This window comes from Pseudomonas yamanorum (genome assembly GCF_900105735.1).
Classification (GTDB): Bacteria; Pseudomonadota; Gammaproteobacteria; order Pseudomonadales; family Pseudomonadaceae; genus Aquipseudomonas; species Aquipseudomonas yamanorum.
The window spans coordinates 6,813,581-6,832,546 of the sequence record NZ_LT629793.1 but is presented as its reverse complement, the minus strand read 5'-3'; the positions used below and the strand labels follow the sequence as shown (position 1 = coordinate 6,832,546).

Here is an 18,966-nt window from a genome sequence, read left to right as displayed (position 1 = left end):
ATTGAGAATTCGTTGCTAGGGGTAGTGATCGGAAAATGCAGGCACCGGCGCACCCTCGTTTTGGACTGCCCCAAGCTATTCTCCTGAGCGAAAATGGCATAATATGCCAATGATCGGAACAAACTGTTTACGAAAAGCTGGAGCTCATTATGGCAACGAGAAACGTTGTGCTCACCCCTCACCAGGAACAGGTTATCCATGACCTGGTGCAGTCCGGCCGGTATCAGAATGCCAGCGAAGTGATGCGGGAAGGTTTGCGGCTATTGGAACAGCGTGTCGCCGAAGACACCGCCAAAATTGAGGCCCTGCGTCTGGCGACCTCTATCGGCATCATGGACTTTGAGCAAGGGCGCTTTACTCAGTTGAACGAACGGGATCTGGAGCACTACCTCGAGGGCTTGAGCCTGGAGGCCACCCTCCCCGCGCGCGAGAAACACTGACATGCCGCAGTATCGGATTTCGAACGCGGCGCGCGCCGACATTGTCGACATCCTCAGGCTCTCCCAAGCGCAGTTCGGCGATCAAGCACGCCAGCGGTATCAGGCGCTGATCCTCGCGGCGCTGCAAGCGATCGCCGACACGCCTTATCGCATTGGCAGCTACGAACGCGATGAGCTGGCAACGGGCCTTCGCAGCTATCACCTCATCTACTCACGACAGCAGGCCAAACAGCCCCATGGGGCGGTCAAGAGCCCTCGCCATATCGTGTTTTATCGTGTAGCAACCGCCGACGCGATCGAGATCGTCCGACTTCTTCATGACGCCATGGAAGGGCAACTGCATCTGCCCAACGACTGATCGACGACCGAGCTCAAAGGCTTAGCTGGCAATGAACAGCGAAGGTAAGGCGCCCGCATCTATATGCAACCTGAGCGCCCTCGCTGCCATCGGGCTCCGTGCCCCGTTGAAGCGAGAGGTGCTGGGGCCGACCGGACTATTGAGACCCATGATCAGAGGCACGATGCTCAGCGTTGCGTACCACGTTGAATGCTGAACAACCGCTTCCTAGGCGTTTTCCGTGGCCAGGCGCCTAGCATTCCCCTCCATCTGCCGGTGGACACGCGGATCGATCTCCCTGGCGACCAGCGCCATTGCAACATCTCGCAGAGCATGAGCATCTCACGATGCCAATTTCAGGACAGGTGCTGAAAGACAGCCCGGACAACTCCAATTAAGGATATCGGTTCATCTAACGACCAAGAATTTGCCAGATTCGGGTTGGTCATCCAGTATACGGAGGCGCACTGAATACCAGCCACGGCCAGCCAGATCCATGTCAGAAATCGCCATTCGCGATCGCTCGTACACCCTGTGCAATTGGGGGCATAACTGGGGGCATAATTCTATTTTTTCAATCTGAAACTACTGTTCTAGAGCAATGTCAAAATGTTTTTTGGCTTGCCTGAGAGCTTATGATCCGAACGTCGAGACCATAAATGTTATGTATTTAAATCAGTCGCTCTCGACACCCACACTCACTTCAGGCTCACGTGTTGATGTGCTTTACCGAGCAGAGACGCTGCCCAACGGAGAGGCGGATATGGCGATCATACGAATGAGACAAGCGCTGAGGCTCGAATCGTAGATTCCGATCGGCTTTCACGAGTCGCCTACTGCTGCGGCTCGTGAAGTTCTCGCCATGCCTGCCACTTCAAACCAGTAACCAACTATGCACTTAGGCCGTGTCAGTGCCCTCTGCTGGCAGATCGCTCCGAAATGGCTACTCCTGCATCATCGACTCCCGAGGCATGTTGCCCTGCTGCCGACCATTCGTGGAACACCAATCATCTAGGTTAGTGGGCAGCGAGATCATCCGGAACTCATTGGGCGCGAGCGTAACCTTGTAGACCGGGATGCCGATTTCGCTGCAGATGTTCAAGATCTCAAGCGCATGTGCATCCGAGATTTGAGCCCCAAGATGAACAGCCTTGAGGGGCGCTCGACGGTTGAAGCCTTTGACCTCTCTATCGCCATCTGGAATTACCCAGCGCCATTCACGCTCGTATTGCCAATCGACAGCCTTGCACAACGATGCAGCAATGCCAAAAAGCTCGTTGTAATCCTTGCCCAAACGGTGAGCTTTGAAGATATGAGTGATGTCGAACAGCTTTTCTGTGTAGGCGACCGGCCAGAGTGTGAGGGTTGGAAGCTCATTCCGATGAAGGCTTGTGAAGTCATACTCCATGGCAAAACCGGTGTGGTTATGACCATAGTGACTCCACATCAGCACCGAATCCACACGCGCACTTAGGCTGCAGATTTTGTAGCTGCTTTTAAGCTGATCAATGAGGGTCGGGAGCTGCCCGGCCTGGTGATTCGGCGCCAAAATCCCTACTTCATGGAGCCATTGATCCACGTTCAGGCGGGGTGGCTCCTGAGCTGATGCCAGTGCTACTACCGCTGCAATGGGGTCATCGGAGGCCAGAGCAGTGACAACCTGATCATCGCTGAAGCCCAGTTCATCGAGTTTTTCCCAGGCAGCGAGCTTCCGGTAATCAATCCAGAACGCCGTGTCGTATGGATCGTTGAACTCATTGGCGACGCCCAAGTAGAGCGTTTTCTCAGCCAAATTTTTGAATGCGTACTCGCTGCATTTTCTGATTTTGAAAAGCTGATTGGGCGTGTGCAGGACTTTCTCGTTGACTAGCTTCGGGATATCCATATCACCAATCGTGGCCGACGAAATGTTCTCAATGAAATCTCTTACCCATTCCCTATCCACACGAATTCCTTTGGCTATGTGCTGTGCTGATGCCGGAGAAATTACCACACCTAGAGCCCCAATTTACCTACGCTGCCAGCATCCTTAGCAGCTTGTCACAATCATCAAAACTGAATGATGAATGTCGTCCCCCCCCCTTGGCGGCAGATCTTCGAAGAGCTATTTACTGGCTGCTGCTAGCTTTGGGTCTTTCAAAGTTTCTTCGCCCAACGCCAGCATCACGCTAAGTAAAGTGAGACTGAAAACCATAACAAGCGTACGAATTACATTCTCAGCGCTCAACGAGTCCGGTTCGACCCAGTGCCAAACCGTCAAAAATCCCAGTATCGCTCCTAGACCCGTTCTGCCTGCGGTCAAAAAACTTCCACCAATGTCACCTAAAAAAAGATGCACAGCGTCGAGCCAACGCTGATACCGAGCGGACATGAACCTCCACTTGTATTTAACAATTGCAGCCACCGCGAATGCTAAACACAGCCATGCGTAGTAGCCCATCAAAAAAGGTGCCGCGAGTAAAAGGTCCAGCATTGCCTTGAACTGTGCTGACGACTCTGAATTTAACAGAACTGGCACTCCTCCCAACGCGAAGGCGAGTGCCAGCTCCCGGGATGCCCTCACAACAACGTGCAACTTTGGACGTGTTTTTTTAACCTTGAACATATAAACCCTCATCGTGCGTAGTCGTTGGATCTGCGCTGGCTTTGCTCGGAGCGGCAACGATTAATGAAGACAACGAAAGCAGGCAACGGAGCTTACCGGGTTCATAACTGATATGTCCTGCCGAAATAGCCAAGCCGGCAGCCGTAAGCAACTGATCTATCGATCTCTCCCCTTCTCAAAAGCCCACCTCCAGCCAGGACATAGCTCTTGCCAAGCAGACGAACGACATGGTTTTTAGATTCGCAGAGCGGTGGGTCATCCGCGGTTAGGCCCCACGTAAGATCCGCTCAAGTAAGCGCAAGTCCAAAGACGTGGTCGCCCACCCTTTCCGCAGGCCGTGCACGAACACGCTTGCGAAGGTCTTGCTGTTGGCGCTGGCGTCGAATTGACCCATTGGCCAATGCCATGATGTTCCAACAGCAATCCGCAAAAAACCAGCACTGGTAACGGTTCATAAGGTAGAAGCTTGGATCAGTAAGGTTTCAGCAACAGGGTCAATGCTGTGCTGGCGATAACAGTCACGCCGCCTCCTATGCAATTTGCGCCGACATTTCCGCAAATATGTCGTCCGCCGCTGACTCAACGCCCCAATAGAACCAAAGCAGGTGCAGGCACAAGCATCATCCCTACCGCTCGGCTAGATGTAGGCATTAAAGAAGAGCTAGGTGCTTAGCCCGGGAACACGCAGAAAAGCCTTCACCGGGAAGCTTATGTTGCCATGCGACCACACTGGCATCGCCCTTGAAGGAGACCGCAGCGTAGTAAATGCCAAGACCTGACAGCTTACCTGGCCAATTGGCGCGCTGGCCTGCCGAATGTCCAGGCTGCGGCAATATCCCTATCAAGGTCGTGATGCAGAAGTTCATACCTCAGACCATCGTCGTCGGCAATTACCACACCGGGTGACAAAGCAGTCTTCTGCAGCAGCCAATCCTGTCCGGTAGAGCCATGCCGGCAGCGACGCTGTTTGCATGGCCTTTCTAGCTCCCAAAAGCTCCAGTCTATTCGTCTGCCGGGTGAATCCAGCAGCCGGGACTCTCACTATCGAAGAAATCTACTTCTACCTCGCCGAGGTCATCCTGGATGATCTGATGGGCCGTATTGCAGTAAGCCTGGCAGCCCCGAAATACTGAAACGGCCACACGCTGGATGCCACTGCCTCGCATTCGTTTGAGCAGGTGCCTGTCATGCTCCCCCAGTCCCCAGCCGAACAGGGTCAGCGATCTACGTGGCGATGTGAGGACCTCCCGATAGACCGTGGACAGGTAATAGCTGCTACGGATTGAGTTGATTTTTTGCCCAGCGGTCCCCTCACTGACGAACAGAGGCACAATTCGTTCGCTACGCCACTGCCGCAGGATCGCTTCCAGCAGCCCATGGCCTACAGCATGGATTTTGAACTCTTCCTCCACGTTATTACGGCTCAAAGCCAAGCTACCGTGGGGGTAGAAGACCAAGGTATTTTCGCGCTCGCCGTAAAGCGAACGGAATCGCCGCCAATCGTCGTCAAAACTGCCGTCGCGGAAGCAGTCCTTGAACTTGTGACCATCGTCGACGTTAAAGCCGTGCGCCATGGTCCAGTAGATCAGCAAGTCGTAGTTCAGCGAGAGCACCGTGTCGAACCCTTTAAGGTACTGGTACATGTTGGGCAGATGTTGTGTGACCTGCTCGTACTCAGGGTGTACGCTGCGGACCGCCTGTATTAAGGAGTCTCGAACTCGCACATACGCCTGGTGCGTTCGCTCGTCAGGAATTTCAAGTGACCGGTTCACGTTGCTGGCCTGCCAGACCAGCCGCAGGACAAGCTCAAAATCACTGGTTTCGAAGAAGTCGAACAGGCGCTGCACATCGCCGTCGAGCAACTCATTCTCGCGAGCATGCGTCAGCAGAGAGCCATACGCGAAGGTCGGCGCAATCGCGATGCTCGCACCGTTGCCGAGCAAGATAGTGCCGCGACGGTAGTTGTTAGAAATTTCTGCCCACGGCAGGATGGGGAATGGCATACCGGCTCCGCTCTGGATGTTGTCGCGCGATGATAGCCGTACCCGGTGAACGTTTATCAGTGACCGAGTCAATAAAAGACGTGATCACCGAACCGCGGCAAGAATTGAATGAGTGCACGGAAGGAAACTGTATGAGTGGGGAGTAGCTGTCGACCTGATTGCCGGATGCTGCTTTCCGCCACCGCCTGTTGTAGGTCGAAGGCGGCCGGCTGGGAGTAAGGGCTAACCGTCTGCATGCGGTATCGGGTTTCATCCAATCACTACCCTGGCTCGTTCTGACGAGGTCAACTCAACTAGGCAGATGTACAGTTTTTGGTGAGAACCATGGACCAGGGGCAATACATCATAGTTAGAGGGCTGGGCCTGGATAGCATTGACGTAGCGCACTCAATCATCAGCAACTCGCCTAAGCCCGCGTACTTAAAGGGATTGGCAGTGATCGATACGTGACTTTGCCGTCTGCTTCACCGTCATTCGCGCGCAGCTTTGCTGGCGGGCGCGATGGAGAAATTTGCAAGGTAAGGACGCTAGCGACAGCATGGTCGATCAACGAAAAGGATACAGAGAGCGAGGAGCCTTCGCCTGGTTGGCTCACTTGAGACATCCCAGATGTATCGCCATTACTCGTCCTCCAGCTCCATCGCGCGCCTTTCGTCTGCCTGCCGATCTATGTTGTCCTTGGCGTGTTGAAGCAGCCCCCCGTACAGCCTATACGCTGGATCCATCCTGCTCATACCTTTGAGGGTCTTTTCTGCATGTTCCCTAAGTGCCAAATCCTCACTAAAGGGCTCTCCAGCCAGTCCAGATCTTCCGCCAGATACGGCGGATGACCATAAAGCTGAGGAGATATCTCTTACGGCCTTCTCGCTAATAAGCTCCGCCTGACTCAATAGCTCTCTAACAAAGGCCGCTTCCTGAATCACGAGCGACTGGTACGCACTTCGTAACGTGCTTGCGACAACATTTACGTGCGCTTGGCCGCCGCCTTTAGTTAGCAACAGCAGCAAATCGAGCAGCTGCTGTTCATACTTACCGCAAAGACCCGAAACACACGCACCTATATCTATAGTCAGCTTGTCACCCACCTGACCATCCACGGCCCAGGTAAGAAGTTCTTGCAAGAGGCGATGCCCATCACGATGCGCTAGAAGACCAAGCCCTGCACCACTACGATCCCTGCGCATTGATCTATACCCCAAGCAACGACCAACAGCTTGCAATCTACCCTTCATCATCTGAACCACGTCTGCCGGAACCACCTCAACAGCTTGCTTGAGAAACTCGATCACCCAATGATCATCAAGCTCAGGCATCCGCTCTAGCGCTCTCAAAAGAATTCGCCATTGGTCAAAACTGATACTTCCCGCGGGGAGGATGCTACGGCTCGCCAAGAGCATGAAAAAATCATGGGTAGCCTGAGGAGAGACAACCATATCGGCGGTACAGATCATCTCTACCGCTAGCGCTGGATTACCCTTGGCAATCTGGCGCGCGATAGATGCAGAGTTGCGTAAAACAGAAGGGTCATTCGACTGAAAAATGCGTCGCAAAACCGGCAAATCAGCATCAGTGAAGAATCCATCGGCCTGACGTGCATATGCATCCGAAACCATTTCCCAAGCACACGCCGAATCAGCCCTTAACAAATCAGCGATAAGACCGTGGCGGTTCTGATCTGCTATGAGGACGGCCAGAGCAGCCCCTGAAAAGTAATTCAAGGGCGACTGGGAGCTCGACTGTCTGGCCATGATCGCTTGAGCAAGATCTGCACGCCCCTGAAGCAAGCGGTTCACAAAAACATACGAACTCCCCCACCCGTTACCTGCGACGTGACCAATCTCACTGAGCCAATGATCCAAGAACTCATACAGATCCAGAGCATTGGGAAACTCGGCCGTAAGATCCGCTATCAAAGCGAGAGTCTCAGCTTCGTGGGCCTTGTACTCGAAAGACTCGTCACTATCCCACGTCTGATGCCCCCACGCGTCACCAATGAGCCTTACCAGTCGACTCGGCAGGTCACGACCCAACAGCCCAATTACAGCTCGCGCACTAGAACGGCATGCTTGATTCTCGTTATAGAAAGCATGCCAACTGACGGATATCGCTGTTTGAACCAGAACAGCCGGATGAACCGGAGCATTTTCGAGCACAAGATGCACGCGCTGAAGTAATTCAGCGTGAGCAAAGTCCCACGTTTCAAGATCTTCGCCGCCATGCATAGGGCCGCGAAGCGCCTCAGAAAGCAAACTGGAAGCAAGAAATGCCTTCCGGTGTGGGCCTTGCTCTATGGAGCTGACCATGACATCGATCACTCGCGCCCGTACGCTCTTGGCAAGCTCAAAATCCAGCTTGTATCGAGTAATTGTAAAACTCCGATTACTCGAAGTGACCTCCTCCATCTCAGTACCTAACGCCCCTTCTAATATAGTGAAAGGTGTGTAAGTCCCGGACAAGGCCACAGGGCGCTCCAGCAGTTCAGTAGCAAAAGCTACCACTTGCTCCACATAAGCCACTGGCTTGTTAGGTGAGAACTCAGCAAGCTCTCTCAGAATTCGTATTCCGTGGTTCGGATGCGAGTTCAACGCACGGGCGTCTCCTCGCCCCGCCCGCCATAGCAACACACACCCTTCTTCCAAAACTTCCGGGTTGAAGACAGCGTTGCGAATCATCCCGCATACGCCGCCGTCATCCCCATGACCTTCCTCTATAAGCCGCTCAGCGAAGTTGAGTGCCAGCCGCGGCTGATAGTAAGCCACGGCCTCGACGGCATGAACGTGCGGATTATGGTACTCCCCGTGCCATTGGAGCTTTCGTCCAATACTGGATAGCAATGTGCTGCCCTCTGGATCACCATTCCGCAAACGCCAGTCAAGACGCCCTAGGTTGACTAATAGATATTTCAGGTACTCAGAGTCAGCGAGCTCGAAAACACGCTCAACTTTGGGGGTTACGGATCCATCAATACCAATAAAGTTGCGCTGGATGACGGAGTCAGCCAGCAGGTCCGGAGCCAGCCGGTGACGAAGACCGCGCTTAAAGAGAACTCCCCCCTCACCGAGGAGACGAAGCAGGCGCTGAGCATCCTCATGCCCCAGCCCCTCAACCTCCTGCAAGATCCGGAGGAAAGCCGGATCATCGAACACCACAGGCTGCAGCAATGCGACCATCTGAAGAACGGCTTGAAGCTTGGGAACGTCCTGCCCAGTCACAATTTTGCCAGCAATAATATCTTCCAGCCTGGCAAGCACATGCTCCTGAAAGTTCTCGCTGTTGCCAATCAACGCCGGCGGAACATTCTCCTTGGCGACTATCTGAGCAGCTAGCACGGTCACAAGCGGCGTGGGGTATGTCAGTTCCGCAATGATATCTGCCGCCTCGATCGGCCCGCCCGAGGCTTGCAATACCTGCAAAGCAAGGATCTTTGCATCCTGCTTAGTACGCGGCCTCAACTCCACACTCGCTACCTGAGGGCTATCCATAGCTACAAGTGAGGCTTGATTACGAACCATAGCTCGACCGTATGGCCGCAATGAAATCAACAACCTTGCCCTGTTCTCTGCCACTGACGCATACCGCATCAACTGGACAAGATCATCACGATCATGGGCATCGTCGATAATTAATAGCTTCGCATCGCCCCCCAACTCGTCTAAATGTTGTGCCTTGACATCTTCCGTCGGAGAAACAAAAAGAATACATATATCCGGCCGCGCCCCTCGCACCCTCTCAACAACCTCTCGTAGAAGTCGAGTCTTCCCGTTCCCCGGAGCCCCCAGAAGCATCGTAACCAGGAGATTGTCATCGAGAACATCTGCAGCCAGCCTTTCTAACTCTTCCTCCCTGCCTACTAAAGTCCAGGCATGATTGAAAAAGCGACTATTATCCGTGAAACCCTTAAAGAACTCTTCGGCCATCTGAAATGGCCCCGACTCCGGCTCACCAAGAAGTGCCTGGCGTTGCCCTCGAAAATAAATGTCGACCAAATCCCTTCGATCAACCATTGATAGCTCACGGAATTTTGCTGAGATATCTATCCGATCCCACAGCTTCCACCCATCATACTGAGCAATTGCCTGGCGGGCTTTAGGACTTGCGATATTGGAAAGCAACAGCACCTTGAGATCTGACACATAAGTGTGTTCGGCCACAGCATCGTGGACTTTTTGCGCCCCAAATTCTTCTACACGCTTGCATTGAAATGTATGCACGAAAGTGCCCCCGCGCACCTCGATATCGATACCGTATTGTTTGCTGCCATTACCACCAAAGCGATTTACTACGCCGGCACGACTACGGTAGTACCGGTGAAGAAAATCAGCACTAAAGTTTTCGAAGCTGTCAGGTCGCAAAGAATGCACTGGAAGCGGAGCGTCATAGGTCGGCGCACCTTCAGGCTGACTGCTGACTGGAGCAGGCTGTACATATCCAGCAGCGGTAGCCATAACGCCCAACTCCGCCTCTAGAAGAGCAGCGAGGCGAGGCAGCTCTTCCGCCCTCGGACGGGACGCACCCTTCTCCCAGCGACTAACCGTCTGCTGAGTGAGGCCTGCACTGGTAGAAAACTCCTTTTGCTTCCACCCCTTAGCGCTTCTGAGGGTGACAATGAGCGCTGCGAACTCGGGATACTTGACCATGCCACCCTCCAAAATTCAAAAACACATTAATTGTGTTTCAGAATAAGCGAGAATGTGAAAACGTCAAGATCACCTAGGATACGGGCCTGCTTACAGCCAAGGCTGAATATCTACTCAGGTGCTCCTGGTGAGCCCTACGACCCATACGGTACGCTAGCTACAGATACCGCTGATCAAAGGGAGGTGGCATGGCATCGGCAAGACAGGATTTTGAACGCTTCGTGCACTGGATTTACCAGCCAGATAGGCAAGTTCCCGGCGGCGTGCGCCGCCTGGCTACTTTGGCCTTTGCTAACTTTGACGAATTGGCGGGAACCTCACGACAACGAAGCCAGCGCTCAACCTTTCTAGTAGGCCTAATGCGGCGAGAGCTTGATGGTACGGTTGAGGCGCCTCCAGCCGACGTCGCTGAAGCAAACGCAGGCGTCTGGCCATGGGTTAGGTTGCGTCACCTAACGCTCGGTCCATTTAGGGGATTCCGAGCACCTGAGCCTTTCGACCTAACAAAGCAGATCATCCTTTTCTACGGCCCCAATGGCAGTGGGAAAACCAGCCTTTGCGAAGGATTGGAATATGCTCTTCTTGGGGATGTCGAAGAGGCCGGTAACAAACGTATTGCGGCAAGGACGTATCTGGCAAATGTCCACGACAGACGATTCGATCCGCCAGTTCTGAAGGCTACGGATCAACAAGGACGCGAGGTCGACGTTGCTGCAAATCTCGACACCTACCGCTTCTGTTTTATAGAAAAAAACCGAATCGACGCATTTTCAAGAATCGCTGCCCGGCCTAATGCTCAGCGAGCCGAACTGATTGCCACACTCTTTGGTATGGACCAGTTCAATGAATTCGTAGGCCACTTCAACGAGACCATCGACGGACAGCTTGTTCTGGTCGCAGAACTACAAACCACCTTGACGATGCGCCGGAACGCGCTGAAGGCAGACCAAGCAACCGTTAATGGAGAAGCTGCCTCCCAGCAATTGCTGGACGAAGAGGAATCCTCTCTAGCCAAAGAGTACGCAGTTGAACTCACTTATCAAACCCTGAAGGGCTTGATTGGTACAGGAGAATCTTCAGGACGTCTCCAAGAGCTTGATGGCATCCTGGAAGCGGTTCCACCGAGTGTTCTTGGTGTCACACGACAAGGTCTCCAGGATGCTTTCGCAGAGGCACACCAGTGCTCCCAGGAGCTTGATGCGGTTATCGATTCTCTTCGGGCCAAGAGCGACCAAGTGTCCTTCAAGGCACTGTACAACTCTGTTCTCGCCTTGCAGCAGACTGTTGGAGACCGCTGCCCCGCTTGCGACACACCATTGAACGGTGACGCTCATGTTGCCGCAGATCCGTTTAAGAAGGCAGTAGACGGCTTGCAGCAGCTTGAAGAGCTGGGTGCCCTTCAAGAGCAACAGCAGACCATTGAGGTAAAACTTGGCCAAGCATCTCGCGCGTTGCGGCAGATGTTCTCCCCCCTCAACGCGTTCATAACTGCTCACCAAGAAGAGGAATCAGTAGTCGGTCGATGGGCTCTGCAGCTCCCCGCGGAGCCTGTCGGTCGTTGGTGGACAGATATCTATCCCCAGCCCCCCACAGGCCAGCGCGGATTGCCTTCGCTGGATGAGATCCTCGGCGTATTAGACCGCATGACCGCTCAAGACGAGGCGTCAAGGACGGCTCAGCGAGATCGACAACCGCACATCGATGAACGTCGGCGACTTAACGAATTCCAGCTAAAGGTGCAAGCGCAGGATCTCAAGCGGCAACAACTGCAAGCGGATATCGAAGCAGCACGTAACCGCATCAAAGCATTCGACGAAACAAATGCTGGGTTGATCGCACAAGCGGAGCAGGAGAGACTAGATATCGCCCGCGACAGGCCGTACAAGACCGCCTACGACAGATTTCTCGAAGTACTTAGATCTTATAGAGATCAACTCCCTGGTCAGCTAATGGCTGGGCTGAATGACGCTGCCAGAGACCTCTATAACGCATTCAATCGCAATGATCGCGACGAGGACAAGCTATCCGCGCTGCATCTGCCTCTGACTGGCGAAGAAAAGATCGAAATCAGCTTCCGGGGAAATCCTGGGGCCCGCGTCGATGCGCTCCACGTTCTGAGCGAGGGGCATATACGCTGTCTCGGCCTTGCCATTTTGATGACCAAAGCGAAGAGCATCGGCTGCCCAGTTATCGTTTTCGACGATGCCATCAATGCCATCGACCATGACCATCGAGGCGGAATCCGAGAGGCGATCTTTGAGGGCGACCACTTCGCTCAAATCCAACTAATCGTCACCTGTCACAGCAACGAGTTTATTAAAGACATCCAACAACACCTTCCTGCCCATCGCAGAAATGCGTGCCAGGTCTACCTGTTCCGACATCACGATGGCAACTATCAACCGAGAGTTACCGGCAACGTACCGAGCGCGAATTACATTGCCAAGGCCAGGGCAGCAAGGGAAGCGCTCAACGACCGAGATGCGCTCGCTGCTTCTCGCCAAGCCTTGGAGATGCTGAGTGAGAAAGTTTGGCGGTGGCTTGGAAGTCATGGCCAAGGCGTGTTGAATCTCATGTCGGCTGGCGTCGGTGCCGAGCCTGCGTTGAGGAATCTATGCGAAGCGTTGGTCAAGAAATTGGGAGATGCCCAGACCTTCCACCATGCGAACAGAGAGCCACTTCTTGCTGCGTATGGCCGCATTTTGGGTATTCCAGTCAATAATCTTGTCTGGACCTACCTGAACAAAGGCACTCATGAGGAGGCAGACCGCGATGACTTTGACGGGGAACTTGTCGAGGTCGTTGTCCAAACTCTTGAGGAGCTAGACCGCCTAGATCTACGAGGCGGACGCTAGCATTCGTTGCGGCGCACGCCTGGTCTCGGCTGGGAGTAGCATTAACTTCAACTATAGGGGCGAGTGCAGGCACGCTCCTTTATCAATAGACTTCTCCCAACACAGATATTACGGCTAGCAGCGTAAGCAGCTAGCCGTAATATCTGTCGTTGAGCTATGACACACCGGACACCGAATGTGATTTGGCGTCCTACCAGGCGCTTGGTGCCCTGCCCTAGGCGACCAATCATCCAGGCATCCCCCGTGCAAGCCGAGCCTGACGTACACTGAAAGCCATCGACGACCACCCTGCTCCGCCTCAGAGATCGCCAATCTCGATCGCCCGCATTTCCCGCGCTACTGGGGGCAAAACTGGGGGCATATTTTAGTTTTTCCGACCTGAAAATACTGCGCTAGAGCCCAGTCAAAATGTTTTTTGGCGATCCGGACAGTCTCTGATTCACTGTTTAACCATCCGTAGAACGTGTCACAGCCTCCCACTGATCAATATCCCTCAGGGATTGCAGCAGTTTTTCCCGCACATAACCCAGCGCATCACTGCCCAGCAGCAAATGCGCCGGTGGGTGGTCGCTGGCAATCAGCGTCAACATCGCCTGCGCGGCTTTTTGTGGGTCACCCAATTGGTGGCCGCTTTTCTCTTCCCGCGCCTGGCGCACCGGATCGAAGCTGGCATCGTAGTCGGCAATGCTGCGCGGCGTACGCTGCATGGACCGTCCGGCCCAATCGGTGCGAAACGAACCCGGCGCCACGGCAGTGACAAAGATGTTGAACGGCTTGAGTTCTTTGCTCAGGGTGTCGGAGATGCCTTCCAGCGCGAATTTGCTCCCGCAGTAATAGGCGATGCCCGGCATGGTGATCGTGCCGCCCATGGAGGTGATGTTGATGATGTGCCCACGGCGGCGCTGGCGGAAGTACGGCACGAAGGCCTTGGTCACGGCAACGGCGCCGAACACATTGACGTCGAACTGACGACGCATGTCCTCCAGCGGCGACTCTTCGAAAATCCCCTCATGACCGTAACCCGCATTGTTCACCAGGACGTCCACCGGGCCGAAGCGGGTTTCCACCTCGGCAACGACGCTGTCGATCCGCTCAAAATCCGTGACGTCCAGGATCACCCCGTGGGCGCGTTCCGCCGACAACGCTTCGAACGCTTGCAGGGCCGTCTCATTGCGTACGGTCCCGATGACTCGGTGGCCGGCAGCCAATGCCTCTGCTGCCAGCGCTTTGCCAAAGCCGCTGCTGATGCCGGTGATGAACAGTGTTTTTTGAGTAGTCATGAAAAATGGCTCTTGGTGGATGTACTCCCATGGTAGTCAGGTAATCACTGTCGACCTATGCCGGTAAATCTATGAGGTTTGCCTATTCCTATCAGCCGAGGTCGCCGCCTCCTACCGGCAAGGTCACGCCCGTGATGTAAGAGGCCTCATCGGAGGCAAGAAACAGGATCGCGCCGGCCTGTTCGTCGATGCTGCCGTAGCGCTTCATCGGGCTGCTGTCGAGGGTCTGGTCAACGATCTTTTGGTACCAGACGCGCTCCTGGTCGCTCTGGGGCTGGCTGTTGCGCGGGATCCGACGTGGCGGCGCCTCGGTGCCGCCGGGTGCGGTGGCGTTGACCCGGATCCCGCTGCCGGCAGTCTCCAGGGCCAGGCATGCGGTCAGGGCATTGACGCCGCCCTTGGCCGCGCCATACGGCACGCGGTTCACCCCACGGGTGGCGACGGACGAAACATTGACGATGGCGCCGCTGCCCTGCTCCAGCATGTAGGGCAACACGCAATGGCAGCACCACAACGTGGGGAACAGCGAACGACGCACTTCAGCCTCGATTTCGTTCTCGGCGTAATGTTCGAACGGCTTGGCCCAGATGGTCCCGCCGACGTTGTTGACCAGAACGTCGATACCCCCGAAGCGTGCCTTGGCGGCTGCCATCACGCGCGCGCATTCGGCGTGCTGCTCCAGGTCGGCAGTGAGGACCAGCGCCCGCTCATGCTGCAACTCATGCACGAGTTCCGAGCGGTCGACCGCCACCAGCCAGGCGCCCTCTTCCAGCAAACGCTCGGCAACACGTCGGCCAATGCCTTGGGCGGCGCCGGTGACCAGCGCGACCTTGTTGTTGAAACGTGGGTTCATGGTGCTTTCCTCAGGCGGCGTCGCCGGTGGCGATGGCGTTGGGCGTGAACTTCTCGTAATGGAAGCTGGCGGGGGTTACGCCCTGGTTCTTGAAGTGTTGGCGTACCGCGTCGACCATCGGCGGCGGCCCGCACAGGTACACATCCACGTCGCCGTCGTTCAGCATGTCTGCGGCCATGTGTTGGGTCACATAGCCTTGCTGAGGATGCGCGGTCTGTGGGTCGGCCACGCAGGTGACAAACCTGAAATTGGGCAGACGTTTGGCGAAGGCTTCCAGCACCTCGACCATCACCAGGTCCTGATCCCGCGTCACGCCGTAGATCAGCCGGACCGGCCGGGTTTCCACGCGTTCGGCCAACACTTCGAGCATCGACAGGAACGGCGCCAACCCGGTGCCGCCCGCCAGCAACAGCAATGGCCGCGCCACTTCACGCAGGTAGAAACTCCCCAGTGGTCCGGTCATCGGTACGGCATCGCCCGGCCGGGCGCGCTCCAGCCAGCCGCTCATCAGCCCGCCAGGCACATGCTTGATCAGGAAGCTGGCGCGTTTGTCGCCGGGTTTGCTGCTGAAGGAATACGAGCGGGTCTGCCCGCTGTCCGGCACGCCGATATTCACGTATTGGCCCGGAAGGAATACCGGTGCCTGGTCCAGCTCGAAACTCACCTCCAGGGCGGCATCGGCGTGCCGGGTAATGCTCGCCACCGTCGCGGCAAACTGCGCGGTGCCGGTCTTGCACGCACCGGACGGCACCGGCACGGCAATCACGCAGTCAGACTGCGGCACCATCTGGCAGGTCAACACCTGGCGCTCGCCGGCTTCATCCTCGCTCAGAGCGTCTTCGATATAGTCGTCGCCCAAATCATAGGCGCCGGTTTCACAGCGGCATTTGCAGGTACCGCACACACCGTCCGAGCAGTCCATGGGCAGGTTTATACGTTGGCGAAAGGCCGCGTCGAGGACCTTTTCACCCACCTTGCAGTCGATGAAACGGGTCACCCCGTCCTCGAAGTTCAGGGCAATGGAGTACGTCATGGGCATGTCCTCAGATGTGGTAGATATCGATGACCTGATGGATGTAGTCGTTTTTCAGCACCACCTTCTTGCGCGTGATCAGCGGCTGTTCGGCGCGGATGTCGAGGCGATAGAACGAGGTGCCGAAGTACGTATCCGTGGTCTTGTAGCGATGGCTGAGGGTTTGCCAGTTGAAACGCAGTTCCACGTGTTGACCGTCATCGGCCAGCACTTCGAGGTTGGTGATCAGGTGCGCGGTGCGCGGCTCCGGGGTGCTGGCGCTGGAGCGCTCGGTCTTGATCCGGAACACGCGGTCTTCCAGGCCGTCACGGCTGGGGTAATAGATCAGCGAGATTTCGCTCTGGGGGTCTTCGGTCAGGGTGTCGTGGTCGTCCCAGGCCGGCATCCAGTACTCGACCTTGGGTGAATAGCATTCGAGCCACTCATCCCATTGGCGGTCATCCAGCAGGCGCGCTTCGCGGTACAAAAAGTCCAGCAGGCGGTCGCGGGAAGTGCTCATGACAGCACCTCCTTGTCCGTGGCGATCAGGCCTTGCTGCTCGCGTTCAATGGCACGTTGCAGGCTCTGGGCCCAATGGGCGTGCTGGCGCACGAACAGCCCTTCGTCCTCGGTTTTGACGCCACTGAGTTGCGGATTCATGCCCATGGCCCGGGCGTTGTCGTCGGCGCCTTCCACCCATTGTTTCGCGCCGCGGCTGAGGTCATTCCACAAGGTGGTCGCGCCCTGGTAGCCGGTCTGACAGGCGCGGAACTCTTCCAGGTCGTCCGGCGTACCCATGCCGCTGACGTTGAAGAAGTCTTCGTACTGGCGGATGCGCGTGGTGCGTTCCTCGGCACTTTCGCCCTTGGGCGCCATGCAGTAGATCGTGACCTCGGTCTTGTCGACGGCAATCGGCCGCACCACGCGGATCTGCGTGGAGAACTGGTCCATCAGGTATACATTTGGATAGAGGCACAGGTTGCGGGTTTGATCGACGATGAAGTCCGCACGTTCCTGGCCCAGGCGCTCGGCCAGCGCTTCGCGGTGAGCATGCACCGGGCGCACTTCAGGGTTGAGCAGGCGCGTCCACAGCAGGATATGGCCGTGCTCGAAGGCGTAGACGCCGCCCAGGCTTTTCGACCAGCCATTGGCGTCGACAGTGCGCGTGCCTTCGGCTTCGTAATTGCGCCGGCCCATGGTCGCCGAGTAATTCCAGTGCACGGAACTGACGTGATAACCGTCGGCGCCGTTCTCGATCTGCAGCTTCCAGTTGCCGTCATACACATACGACGAACTGCCCCGCAGCACTTCCAGGCCCAGCGGTGCCTGGTCCACCATCTGGTCGATGATCACCCGGGTTTCCCCCAGGTAGTCGCTGAGTTCCGGCACCGTCTCGCTGAGGCTACCGAACAGGAAACCGCGATAGTTTTCGAAGCGGCCAAGGCGCTTGAGGTCGTGGGAGCCGTCACAGTCGAAGCTGTCGGGATAGGCGCCGGTCTTGGCGTCCTTCACTTTGAGCAGCTTGCCGGCGTTGCTGAAGGTCCAGCCGTGGAACGGGCAGGTAAATGAGCCTTTGTTGCCTTGTTTACGGCGGCAGAGCATGGCGCCACGGTGGGCGCAGGCGTTGACCAGGCCGTGCAGCGTGCCTTGCTTGTCGCGAGTGATGACCACGGGTTGGCGGCCGATCCAGGTGGTGAAGTAGTCGTTGATCTCTGGCACCTGGCTTTCGTGTGCCAGGTAGACCCAACCGCCTTCGAAAATGTGCTTCATTTCCAGGGCAAACAGGTCGGGGTCGGTGAAGATGTCGCGGCGGCAGCGGAACACCCCGGTGGCGGGATCTTCCTGGACGGAGTCGCGCAATTGTCGGGCGAGTCGGTCGAATGTGCTGATCATGGGGTAGGCCCTCGGTTGTTCTTGTATCAGGCGCCCCCACCTTATGTGCTTGCCCTACCCCTCAATATCCGCTGACTGCAATTCGCTATCCACCTGGCGCAAGCCGACGCTTCCATGTCTGCGAAGGCAGCTCGCCAAAGCGTTTGCGATAGGTCTGGGAGAAACGTCCCAGGTGCACGAACCCGTGATCCAGCGCCACTTCGGTGACGCTGCGCGCCGTGGCCAGTTGCAGCATGGCATGCACCCGCTCCAGCTTGCGCTGGCGCATGTAGTCCCGAGGCGACAGGCCGACCTGGCGTTCAAACAAGGTATACAGCGACCGTTCGCTGACCCTGGCGATGGCCATCAGTTGTTCGACGCTGATGTCGTCCGTCAGGTGCTCTTCAATAAACTGGCGCACCGCTTCAAAGCCACCGCCTTGATCGGGCCGCGGGACCACCCGCAGAACATTACTGGCCAGCAGCGCCAATAACTTATTGGCCACGATGCGCTCGTAAAGGCCCTGTACTTCCGGTTCGGCGGCGTTTTCAGCCTCATGACAGATCAGCCCCAGCAGTTGCAGGAACCCGCCCATTTCAGTGAGTGCATGGCGCGGCGCCGCGAAACGGATGCCCGGCTGCGGCAACGTCCAGTGCTGTTCAAGGCAAGCGTTTTCCAGCAGGCGAACCGGCACTTTGACGATGAATTTTTCGCAGTCGGCGGAATAGGTCAGGTCCACCGGGTCATCCGGGTTGATCAGCAGCACTTCCCCCGGGCCCAGCACCTCTTCTTCGCCACGGGAATTCGAGCGGCAGTGGCCGTGCAGCAGGATTTGCAGGTGGTAGATGGTTTCCAGCGCCACCGATGTCACCTGCACCGGCGCACCGTAGCTGATGCGGCACAGGTCGAGGCTGGAGAAGGTTCGGTGACTGATGCTCGCCTGCGGGCGGCCCTTGGGTGGCAGGCGGATGCAGTGGCTGCCTACGTGCTGGTTGACATAGTCGGACACGGCATAGGCATCTGCACGATCGAAAATCTGGCTGCGCTCACTCAATAGCACGGTCATGGTTGC

General features: G+C 56.2%; 13 protein-coding genes. 3 read left to right on the top strand and 10 right to left on the bottom strand.

Going from position 1 to position 18,966, the window contains the following annotated elements; translation table 11 throughout:
• The first annotated feature begins 149 nt into the window (after positions 1–149).
• Together BLU46_RS31755 and BLU46_RS31750 are read left to right on the top strand one after the other, a co-directional pair.
• On the top strand, positions 150–440 hold the full coding sequence (locus tag BLU46_RS31755; RefSeq protein ID WP_093209760.1) for a type II toxin-antitoxin system ParD family antitoxin: 291 nt from the start codon (positions 150–152) through the stop codon (positions 438–440).
• A 1-nt stretch (position 441) separates the two neighbouring features.
• A complete protein-coding gene (locus tag BLU46_RS31750) occupies positions 442–798 on the top strand; it encodes a type II toxin-antitoxin system RelE/ParE family toxin (RefSeq protein WP_093209757.1) in 357 nt (118 codons plus the stop codon).
• A 922-nt stretch (positions 799–1,720) separates the two neighbouring features.
• Here the strand turns inward: BLU46_RS31750 and BLU46_RS31740 are convergent.
• The 4 genes from BLU46_RS31740 to BLU46_RS31725 all read right to left on the bottom strand — a co-directional run bounded on the left by BLU46_RS31740 (position 1,721) and on the right by BLU46_RS31725 (position 10,022).
• Positions 1,721–2,722: a DUF2971 domain-containing protein gene (locus BLU46_RS31740; RefSeq protein WP_093209754.1), complete on the bottom strand. Its 1,002-nt coding sequence runs from the start codon at positions 2,720–2,722 to the stop codon at positions 1,721–1,723.
• Positions 2,723–2,881: 159 nt separating this feature from the next.
• Entirely contained in the window at positions 2,882–3,382 is a 501-nt protein-coding gene (locus BLU46_RS31735) for a hypothetical protein (RefSeq protein WP_093209751.1), read from the bottom strand.
• Positions 3,383–4,383: 1,001 nt separating this feature from the next.
• The gene (locus BLU46_RS31730; RefSeq protein ID WP_093209749.1) at positions 4,384–5,385 is read right to left on the bottom strand and encodes a DUF4917 family protein; all 1,002 of its coding nucleotides are present in this window, start codon (positions 5,383–5,385) and stop codon (positions 4,384–4,386) included.
• 620 nt (positions 5,386–6,005) lie between these two features.
• Positions 6,006–10,022 carry a helix-turn-helix domain-containing protein gene (locus BLU46_RS31725; protein WP_093209746.1) on the bottom strand — a complete coding sequence of 1,339 codons (4,017 nt, stop codon included), beginning with the start codon at positions 10,020–10,022 and terminating at the stop codon, positions 6,006–6,008.
• Between the two features lie 188 nt (positions 10,023–10,210).
• Between BLU46_RS31725 and BLU46_RS31720 the strand changes: the two genes are divergently transcribed.
• Positions 10,211–12,877 carry an AAA family ATPase gene (locus BLU46_RS31720; protein WP_093209744.1) on the top strand — a complete coding sequence of 889 codons (2,667 nt, stop codon included), beginning with the start codon at positions 10,211–10,213 and terminating at the stop codon, positions 12,875–12,877.
• Positions 12,878–13,323: 446 nt separating this feature from the next.
• Here the strand turns inward: BLU46_RS31720 and BLU46_RS31715 are convergent, their stop codons facing one another.
• The 6 genes from BLU46_RS31715 to BLU46_RS31690 all read right to left on the bottom strand — a co-directional run bounded on the left by BLU46_RS31715 (position 13,324) and on the right by BLU46_RS31690 (position 18,960).
• Positions 13,324–14,157, bottom strand: coding sequence for an oxidoreductase (locus BLU46_RS31715; RefSeq protein WP_093209743.1), 834 nt, complete (start codon positions 14,155–14,157; stop codon positions 13,324–13,326).
• 91 nt (positions 14,158–14,248) lie between these two features.
• Positions 14,249–15,010 carry a 1,6-dihydroxycyclohexa-2,4-diene-1-carboxylate dehydrogenase gene (locus BLU46_RS31710; RefSeq protein ID WP_063030369.1) on the bottom strand — a complete coding sequence of 254 codons (762 nt, stop codon included), beginning with the start codon at positions 15,008–15,010 and terminating at the stop codon, positions 14,249–14,251.
• Between the two features lie 10 nt (positions 15,011–15,020).
• On the bottom strand, positions 15,021–16,043 hold the full coding sequence (gene benC / locus BLU46_RS31705) for a benzoate 1,2-dioxygenase electron transfer component BenC (protein ID WP_063030370.1): 1,023 nt from the start codon (positions 16,041–16,043) through the stop codon (positions 15,021–15,023).
• A 10-nt stretch (positions 16,044–16,053) separates the two neighbouring features.
• Complete coding sequence (gene benB, locus BLU46_RS31700) at positions 16,054–16,542, bottom strand: benzoate 1,2-dioxygenase small subunit (protein ID WP_063030372.1); 489 nt, start codon at positions 16,540–16,542, stop codon at positions 16,054–16,056.
• Positions 16,539–17,915 (bottom strand): Rieske 2Fe-2S domain-containing protein, encoded by a 1,377-nt coding sequence (locus BLU46_RS31695; protein WP_093209740.1) that lies wholly within the window; start codon positions 17,913–17,915, stop codon positions 16,539–16,541. Before BLU46_RS31695 ends, benB begins: the two co-directional genes overlap by 4 nt.
• 85 nt (positions 17,916–18,000) lie before the next feature.
• A complete protein-coding gene (locus tag BLU46_RS31690) occupies positions 18,001–18,960 on the bottom strand; it encodes an AraC family transcriptional regulator (RefSeq protein WP_093209737.1) in 960 nt (319 codons plus the stop codon).
• Positions 18,961–18,966: the final 6 nt, after the last annotated feature.

Coding starts and splice junctions, on each gene's coding strand:
- BLU46_RS31755 (WP_093209760.1), top strand. CDS start 150: ATGGCAACGAGAAACGTTGTGCTCACCCCTCACCAGGAACAGGTTATC.
- BLU46_RS31715 (WP_093209743.1), bottom strand. CDS start 14,157: ATGACTACTCAAAAAACACTGTTCATCACCGGCATCAGCAGCGGCTTT.
- BLU46_RS31710 (WP_063030369.1), bottom strand. CDS start 15,010: ATGAACCCACGTTTCAACAACAAGGTCGCGCTGGTCACCGGCGCCGCC.
- BLU46_RS31725 (WP_093209746.1), bottom strand. CDS start 10,022: ATGGTCAAGTATCCCGAGTTCGCAGCGCTCATTGTCACCCTCAGAAGC.
- BLU46_RS31735 (WP_093209751.1), bottom strand. CDS start 3,382: ATGTTCAAGGTTAAAAAAACACGTCCAAAGTTGCACGTTGTTGTGAGG.
- BLU46_RS31695 (WP_093209740.1), bottom strand. CDS start 17,915: ATGATCAGCACATTCGACCGACTCGCCCGACAATTGCGCGACTCCGTC.
- BLU46_RS31720 (WP_093209744.1), top strand. CDS start 10,211: ATGGCATCGGCAAGACAGGATTTTGAACGCTTCGTGCACTGGATTTAC.
- BLU46_RS31690 (WP_093209737.1), bottom strand. CDS start 18,960: ATGACCGTGCTATTGAGTGAGCGCAGCCAGATTTTCGATCGTGCAGAT.
- benC (WP_063030370.1), bottom strand. CDS start 16,043: ATGACGTACTCCATTGCCCTGAACTTCGAGGACGGGGTGACCCGTTTC.
- BLU46_RS31750 (WP_093209757.1), top strand. CDS start 442: ATGCCGCAGTATCGGATTTCGAACGCGGCGCGCGCCGACATTGTCGAC.
- benB (WP_063030372.1), bottom strand. CDS start 16,542: ATGAGCACTTCCCGCGACCGCCTGCTGGACTTTTTGTACCGCGAAGCG.
- BLU46_RS31730 (WP_093209749.1), bottom strand. CDS start 5,385: ATGCCATTCCCCATCCTGCCGTGGGCAGAAATTTCTAACAACTACCGT.